Origin of the sequence: Synechococcus sp. EJ6-Ellesmere (genome assembly GCF_024345875.1) — a bacterium.
Classification (GTDB): Bacteria; Cyanobacteriota; Cyanobacteriia; order PCC-6307; family Cyanobiaceae; genus Regnicoccus_A; species Regnicoccus_A antarcticus.
Window position 1 is genome coordinate 1 of the sequence record NZ_JAGQBY010000162.1, and the last position, 6,905, is coordinate 6,905.

The window sequence follows — 6,905 nt, forward strand, 5'->3', positions numbered from 1 at the left end:
AGGTAGCCAGGCGCACCGGCCTGCCGGTGAAGACGATCCGTTATTACTGCGATGAGGGCCTGCTCCAGCCCAAGGATCGCTCCGCAGGTGGATACCGATTGTTTGATGAGGAGAATCTCGCTGAGCTCACGATCATTCGCGCCCTCCGGGCGATGGATGTTTCGATCCCTGAGTTGTCGAGGATCCTCGAAGCGCGTCGGTCGGGTGTCTGCAATTGTTCGGTACTTAAAGGAAGCATTTCAGACAAGATGGCATCGATTGACCAACGGATCTCCGAGCTTCTAACCATGCAGGATGAGCTGGCGCGTCTGCTCGGCAGCTGGCAGGACTGCGGGGGCTCCAAGCTGCAACGCTGAGCCATGTGCTGGCGCTGTCGCTCCGCTTAAGCGCGAGGACCCCATGCCCAGCAGGAAGGCGCCCCGTGGGGGGCGCCTTTGCACCGGTTGCGGCGGTCACTTCCTCACACCAAGGACTGCCGATCGGGTGTCTGTGGTTCACGCATCGCCTGTCTGGGGCCTGGCAGGGAAGGAAAGGAGATCACTGAGGTGGTCTGGCTTTCCTGGACAGCCCCCATCGTTAACCTCTGAGGCGGGGCACCACCCCTGAAAGGGGGCTCCCACCGATGAGCAAGCGCCGTACCCACAGTCCCGAGTTCAAGGCCAGGGTCGCCATGGAGGCGATCAGTGGCCGCAAGACGATCCAGGAGATCGCCGCCGACCACGCCATCCACCCGATCCAGGTCAGCCAGTGGAAGAAGCAGCTGCTGGAGGGCGCCAGCGAGCTGTTCACCAGGGGCAAGAAGAGCAAGGACACGGAGGAGGGACAGGCCAAGGAGGCCGAGCTGTTCCAGCAGATCGGGCGGCTGCAGATGGAGCTGGAGTGGCTCAAAAAAAAGTCTCAGCTGCTCTGATGCCCGTGAACTGCGCAAGCTGGTCGATCACGACCACCCCGAGCTCAGCGTCAGCCGCCAATGTGCGCTGCTGGGCCTGCCCAGAACCACGCTCTATTACCGGCCTACACCGGTGCCGGCATCGACCCTGCGGATCATGGCCAGGATCAATGCTCTCTATCTGGAAGACCCGTGCAGCGGCAGCCGCCGGATGGTGGACTACCTGGCCCGAGAAGGGATCCCGATCAGTCGTGACCGGGCACGAAACCTCATGCGCCGCATGGGGTTACGGGCGATCTACCGGAAACCTCGCACCACCATTCCAGGAGATCCAGCAGAGCGCTTTCCCTGCCTGGTGGATCTCGACGCAGTCACGGCTGTGGACCAGGTTTGGGCTACCGACATCACCTACATCCCGCTACAGAAAGGATTTCTCTACCTGGTGGCGATCGTGGATCTCTTCTCCAGGAACATCCTCAGCTGGAAGCTCTCGAACAGCCTTGACACGGAGTTCTGTCTGGATGCCCTTGAGATGGCGCTGGAAGGTGGCCGCAGACCCGAGATCTTCCACTCCGATCAAGGCTGCCAGTTCACCTCTGGTGACTTCGTTGCGAGCGGGACCTATCAGGGAAGTTGTCCGCTCGGGGTGCTGAGCTGAGCACCGAGATGGACTGTACTGCGAGTTGAGGTTCAGGGGCCGCACGGCCGGGGTGTTGTTGTCATCGATGGCTGTCTTCGGTCGGGGTTGGGGCGTCCGGCCCCTGATCGCGGCTGTTGCCGATCGCGCCCTTGGAGGGGCGCCATCGGACAGCCACGGGGGCCTGGATTGTTGAGGGTCAAGCAGCCACAGGTTTCTGCGGTCGCGGATGGTTGATGCTCACAACCTGTGGCTGTAACCAGTTGCGGGGTGGCCGGCTCCAGCGCTGAGGATGCCTCTGCCGAGCTTCCTCATAGGTCTGTTGGCGGATGGCGCAGATCGCGTCAGCCTGGCCGTAATGGCGCTGATTGGGCGTCACGTACTTGATGCCGCTGTGCCGGTGCTCAGCGTTGTACCAGTCGACAAAGCCATCCACCCAGGCTTTCACCGAAAGCAGATCCCGGAATCGCCTGAGCGGATAACTCTGGTGGTATTTCATCGTGCGGAACCACGACTCGGCATAGGCGTTGTCGTTGCTCACGCGCGGCCTCGAGAACGAAAGCGACACCCCCAGCTCCGCCAGCTTGGCCGCCAGAGTGAATGAGCGCATGGGGGCGCCATTGTCCGAGTGCAGGACCGCAGCAGTCTCCTTGCTGATCCCTTCATCGCGGCAGACGCGATCAAAGAATGCGCTGGCCAACTCGCTGCATTCATGCTCATGCACCTCTGCGCCGAGGATGCGCCGGCTCCATACATCCATCACCATGTAGAGGTAATAGAACTGCCCCTTCACGGGGCCGGGGAGGAGGGTGATATCCCAAGCCAGCACTTGATGGATGCCCGTTGCTTCCAACACCGGAACCTCCCTGGGCTCACGCGGCAGGCGGGTTCTGCCACGGTGGTTCAGCAGACCCTCTTGCCGCATGATGCGGTAAATCGTGGACTCTGAACCCACATAGATTCGCTCCTCGGCAAGGATGGCCACGATCTGGGCGGGAGTGAGGTCCGCGAATCGCGGATCGTTGACGATGTGAATTAAGCGCTGCCGCTCTTCTGGTGTGAATCGGTGCGCCACATTCCGTGGAGAGCCTTTGCGGCGATCCTGGCTGAATCCATGTGTCTGGAACGCAATGCCCCAGCGCCGTAACGTGCGTGAGCAGATACCGATCAGATCTGCAATCGCCGTGGCAGAAGCCCCTTCTTTGAGACCTTCTCGGAACAATTCCATCAGCTGACTTCTATCCTCTGGCGGGATCATTGTTCCTCGTCCCGTGGCCACAGCTGATCGAGCTTTTTTGAGAGCATCAGCAGTGTTGCCGCCTCCGAGAGAGCCTTCTCCTTCTTCTCCAATTCGCGTTGTAAGCGGCGATTCTGGCGAATCAGCTCCTGATTCTTACGCTGAAGTTCTCGCTGATCAGCCATGCTCGGAGCGCTGGGGCCATTGGCATCCTCGGCGGCCTGCCGCCAGCGGGCAAGCTGTTTGGGGTAGAGGCCCCGCTCACGGCAGAAGGCCCCGAGATCAGGGCCACTCAGGCCGGCCGCCTGGATCACAGCGGCCAGCTTGTCGAGAGCGCTCCACTGCTCTGGCGGCTTGGTGGTGGCTGGCACGAGCTGACCCTGCTTCTGCCACTGGCTGCGCCAGTTGTAGAGGGTCTGGGTCGTGATCCCGGTAGAGCGGGCGATCTCGGCCACGCTCTCCCGGTTTGGCGGGCTCATGCGCTGGCGGACTTGGTCCCGCACAGCGGTGTCATAGGTCGGTTTCATGGTCGTCGGTTTGGCCCCCTGGTGGATAGGTCAGACCGAGCGGACAACTTTCCTGACGCAGGGGGGCCTCACCGACTCGCGCAGCCCTTGCGCCGCGTGACACCATCACGCCCCCGCTGCCGGGGTGGCGCTACACGGTTCAGAGCATTGCCGGGGTGCCCACGCACACCCTTGAGCCCTGATCGCTGGCCACCACCTGGATGCCGCAGCGGATCCGCTCCCGCAGGGCTCCCACATGGCTGATGATCCCGATCATTCGCCCCCCCTCCCGAAGGCGGTCGAGTTCATCCATCGCCAGCTGCAGGTTGTCGGGATCCAGCGTCCCGAAGCCCTCATCAATGAACAGGGCCTCGAGATGCACCCCGCCTGTATGGGCCTGCACCGTATCGGCCACACCGAGGGCCAGCGCGAGTGAGGCCTGGAAGGTCTCACCTCCCGACAGGCTGCTCACCTCACGCTCCTCGCCCGTGTAGGCATCCAGCACCCGCAGGCCCAGGCCGGCATTGCGGCCACCGCGACCGCCCTCATCGGTGAGCCGCAGCTGATAGCGACCTGAAGTCATCAGCTCCAGCCGCTGGTTGGCATAGCGGCAGATCTCAGCCAGATAGGCCGAGAGCACCCAGCGCTGCATGGAGATGAATGGAGCAGCCTTGCCCTGGCAGCGATCAGCCACGGCGCTCAGCAGCTGGGCGCGTTCACGCTTCTGCATCAGGGAAGCTTCACCCTCTCGATGCTCGCCGGCCAGCCGTTGAATCTCGTGCTGTGCACGACAGGCTTGGGTGTGGCGCTCCACGGCCTCCGTCCGCGCCGCATCGGCTGTGATCACCAGCTCTGCGGCAGCAGTGGTGTCCGGCCGTTCCTCGGGTAGTTCGACCAGATCCGGCGAGGCGAGGATGCCCTTCTGCTCGGTCACCTCCTTCTCAAACGTCTGGATCTGCTGCGCCCACTTCTGACGGACAGGTTCATCCTTGAGGGCCGCCTCCACGGCCCTGGCATCGGCAAACTCAGATCCGCCGAGTTCCTTCTCAAGACGGGTTGACGCCTGCTCCAGCCGGGTTGTGGCACTGGTGCTTGCCTGGCAGCTTCCCGCCAGAGCTTTCAGGGCCGCTTCAAGCGGCACGAAAGTCTTGAGCACAGCCTGCGGATCGACGCCCTCCCCCAGCTCCTTGGCAATCTCCGCTGACAGGGTTTCGGCCCGTTTGGCTTCATCCTCCGCGGCCTTGGTCTGCAGGGCAATCTGCGTGGTGGCCGTCTGGATCGCCGCCTCAAGGGCCTTCAGGTCCTGATCGTGCTTGCTGATCGCCTGCTCCAGGCTGTCGACCGTCTTGGCCAGGGCTTGTGCCGCCGCCAGTGCTTCGGACGATTGCTGCGATGCCTTCCTGGCAGCATCAGGATCGTTGGCGGCATCGCCGGCCTTTTCGAGCACTGCCTTGCGTGCTGCATGGGCTTCGGCTACCACCACTGCTGCTTTCTCGGCAGCGTTGGTCGCCGTGGCCAGGACGGTCTCCGCCGCGGTGATCGCTTCGTCGCTGACGGCATCCTCCGAGGGCTGGGCTGGCGCGGGATGCCCCAAGGAGCCGCAGACCGGACAGGGGGCGCCCTCCTCTAAGCCCAAGGCAAGCCGGGCGGCCATGCCGGCGATCTGGCGCTGCCGTAGTGCGACGAGGGCGGCGTTTGCCTTGCTCACCTGCTGATCGGCGCTGGTCTTTGCAGCAATGGCATCGACCTCTTCTTTCTGGGCTCGGGGCAAGGCGTCCACAGCACCGGCACGCTCTCGAGCCTCCTGTGCCGCCCGCTGCAATCCGTCGAGTTGGTCACGGGCCGAGCAGGCCTTGGTGAAGGCATCGGCGGCCGCCTGCCGCTCCTGCTGCCTCGTTGCCTTAGCGGTGGTGCTGCTGGTTCGATCTGCTTCCGCCTTACTGGCCAGCCCAGCGGCTACAGCAGCTTTGCCCCTCGCTTGGGCTGCCTCCAGAGCTTTCTTCGCCAGTTCACTCACTTCCGCCCGACGCGCCGCCAGGTCGCTGGTCGCCCCGCCCAGGTCTTCCAGGCCGGGTAGGGCCAGCAGATCGAGCAGGACCACCGAGACCGGCAGGGCCTGCGCGTCGTCCCTGGCACGGATGGCGGCCTGCAGCTGCACCTTGATGCTGCCCTGTAGCGCGGTCAGGGCAGCTCGGGCTGTTCGTTCGGCATCGACGCTGGTGCGCAGGGTCTCGGCTTGCACGGCCGTGGCCAGCTGCAGCTTGAGTTCCTCGATCGGATCCCGCTGCGATTCCAGTGCATCGAGCTTTGCCTTGGCTGCCGTCCGCCGATCCCAGCGGTCCGCCACCTTGTCGATATCAGCCTTGGCCGTCTGGGCTGCCGCCAGGGTTGCGGTGGCCTGCTTCAGGCTGCTCTCCGTTTCCACCACCACCGCAGCGATCTGCTGGACCAGTCGATCCAGGCCCGCCTGATCCGTAGGGACCCCGTCACCTGCTTCCGCGTCCTCCTCCTCCGCCTCGGCCTCCGCCGGCGGTGGGGCATAGGGGCTCCATTCGCGGGCGGCCTGGTTGCGCAGCACCTCCTGGGCCCGGTTCTGCTCAGCCACCTCGCCGCGGGCAGCCTTGGCCTTGTCCTCCAGCCAATAGCCCGCCTGCTCGAACACCACCGTGTCGAACAAGGTCTTGAGCAGGGCCTCACGCTCATCGGCCTTGGCCCGCAGCACCTCGGCGAACTTGCCCTGGGGAAGCAGGATCACCTGGCGGAACTGACCGGCATTCAGACCCACCAGACCCTCCACCTCCCGGGTGACTTCTGTGGTCCGACTGACGATCACTTCCCTCTCAGTGCCAACCAGCCGATACAGCGCCGCCTTCGGCGCCTTCTCGGTTGTTCCCTCCCCCCGGGTCTTCAGGGCTGTGTAGGCAGGAGAACGTTCCACCAGGTAACGGGCCCCGCCGGAGGAGAAATCCAGGCTCACCAGTGGCACCGCCGCGGGTTCGGCGTGGTCCGATTTCAACCCCTTGACGCTGCGCTCACCCGACACCTCCCCGTACAGCGCGAAGCAGAGGGCATCGAGCAGGAAGGTCTTGCCGCTACCGGTGGTGCCATGGATCAGGAAAAGGCCTTCCTGACTGAGTTCATCGAAGCCGATCTCCACCGGCTCGGCGTAGGGCCCGAAGGCCTCGATCCTGAGGTGATGGGGCTTCAACGCTCCCCTCCCTTGCTGACCGCCTCGAGGGCCTCCTGCAGGAGTTCGGCCTCCTCTTCGTTGGCCTCACGCCCCTGCTGATCCGCGAAGAAGGACGTCGCCAAGGCAAAGGGAGAGGCTGCCTGCCGCACCTGCTGATTCCGTTCGCTGGCGGTGGAGCGGACAACATCGGGCGGGCGATGCCGCAGTTCGGCCACGTGGGGGAACCGTCCGCGCAGGCGGGCCATGGCCTGCAGGGGCAGCACCTCGTCGGTGAGGATCACCCGCACCCGAGCCTCCACGGCTGAGGTGAACTGCGGATCCCTGAGCAGTTGCTCGATCCCGCCCTCGATGGTGCACAGCGTCCGCCCCACCCCCAGTGGCAGGATCTCCACTGCTGCGTTGCCAGCGGCATCCAGCTCCACGATTCGCACCGACTTGGTGTGGTG

7 protein-coding genes are annotated in these 6,905 nt (G+C 64.2%); 3 read left to right on the plus strand and 4 right to left on the minus strand.

Annotated elements, in window-relative coordinates; translation table 11 throughout:
• From KBY78_RS14715 to KBY78_RS14725, 3 genes are all read left to right on the plus strand, one after another.
• The coding region (locus KBY78_RS14715) for a MerR family transcriptional regulator (protein WP_255144266.1) at positions 1–356 on the plus strand (356 nt) is incomplete at its 5' end.
• A 266-nt stretch (positions 357–622) separates the two neighbouring features.
• Positions 623–910 carry a transposase gene (locus KBY78_RS14720; RefSeq protein WP_255144267.1) on the plus strand — a complete coding sequence of 96 codons (288 nt, stop codon included), beginning with the start codon at positions 623–625 and terminating at the stop codon, positions 908–910.
• Between the two features lie 19 nt (positions 911–929).
• Positions 930–1,547 (plus strand): IS3 family transposase, encoded by a 618-nt coding sequence (locus KBY78_RS14725; RefSeq protein WP_255144273.1) that lies wholly within the window; start codon positions 930–932, stop codon positions 1,545–1,547.
• Between the two features lie 178 nt (positions 1,548–1,725).
• Here KBY78_RS14725 and KBY78_RS14730 read toward each other — a convergent pair whose 3' ends face one another.
• The 4 genes from KBY78_RS14730 to KBY78_RS14745 form a co-directional block, all read right to left on the minus strand.
• Entirely contained in the window at positions 1,726–2,784 is a 1,059-nt protein-coding gene (locus KBY78_RS14730) for an IS3 family transposase (protein ID WP_255144268.1), read from the minus strand.
• A complete protein-coding gene (locus KBY78_RS14735; RefSeq protein ID WP_255144270.1) occupies positions 2,781–3,242 on the minus strand; it encodes a transposase in 462 nt (153 codons plus the stop codon). Before KBY78_RS14735 ends, KBY78_RS14730 begins: the two co-directional genes overlap by 4 nt.
• A 187-nt stretch (positions 3,243–3,429) precedes the next feature.
• Positions 3,430–6,477 (minus strand): AAA family ATPase, encoded by a 3,048-nt coding sequence (locus KBY78_RS14740; RefSeq protein WP_255144271.1) that lies wholly within the window; start codon positions 6,475–6,477, stop codon positions 3,430–3,432.
• Positions 6,474–6,905 (minus strand): exonuclease SbcCD subunit D C-terminal domain-containing protein (locus KBY78_RS14745; RefSeq protein WP_255144272.1); only part of this gene is annotated, 432 nt, incomplete at its 5' end. The genes KBY78_RS14745 and KBY78_RS14740, both read right to left, overlap by 4 nt.

What these genes read in the sequence shown, in the direction of transcription:
- KBY78_RS14730 (WP_255144268.1), bottom strand. Translation starts at nt 2,784, where the DNA reads ATGATCCCGCCAGAGGATAGAAGTCAGCTGATGGAATTGTTCCGAGAA.
- KBY78_RS14735 (WP_255144270.1), bottom strand. Translation starts at nt 3,242, where the DNA reads ATGAGCCCGCCAAACCGGGAGAGCGTGGCCGAGATCGCCCGCTCTACC.
- KBY78_RS14720 (WP_255144267.1), top strand. Translation starts at nt 623, where the DNA reads ATGAGCAAGCGCCGTACCCACAGTCCCGAGTTCAAGGCCAGGGTCGCC.